The following is a 534-nucleotide window of genomic DNA, read 5'->3' on the forward strand; positions in this document are numbered from 1 at the left end:
CTAGTACCCGGAATCATAGCTGAGTGATACGTCTGCTCTTGAAGGGACGTTGGCGGACCTTTTTCTTGGTCCAGACGAAGGGCTCAGCTTTGTCATTGTACGCTTTGATATAGGCATCGATGTGCTGCTCGAGCTGCTTGAGGCTTGTGAAAGAAGCGCCGCTCAACGACTGCCCTTGTAAGATCGAAAACCACACCTCGACCTGATTGAGCCAGGACGCGCTCGTAGGCGTGAAATGAAATGTCACCTTGGGATGCGCCTTGAGCCATTCCTCGTTCTTCTTGTGGATGCTGAGATTGTCGAGAATGACGTGAAGCTGTCGGTCCGGAAACGCTGCTGTCACGTGATCCATGAAGTCGAGAAATTCGACCCGACGACGTCGTTTCGAATGCGTCGCAAGGATCCTCCCGGTGGCGACTTCCAGCGCTGCAAATAGCGTAGTCGTGCCGTGCCGCTTGTAGTCGTGGCTTTGCCCGGTCAGGGCTCTTCCGTTCGGCAGTTTCAGATAGCCCTGCGCTCGTTCCAGGGCCTGGA

The 534-nt window shown here is 55.1% G+C and carries 1 protein-coding gene; it reads right to left on the minus strand.

Translation table 11 applies throughout. From position 1 onward, the window contains the following. Window positions 1-13 precede the first annotated feature (13 nt). Window positions 14-534, minus strand: a 521-nt coding sequence (locus tag SO180_RS42530) for an IS630 family transposase (RefSeq protein ID WP_449384729.1), incomplete at its 5' end; no start/stop codon positions are given.

This window comes from Bradyrhizobium sp. UFLA05-112 (assembly GCF_053572325.1).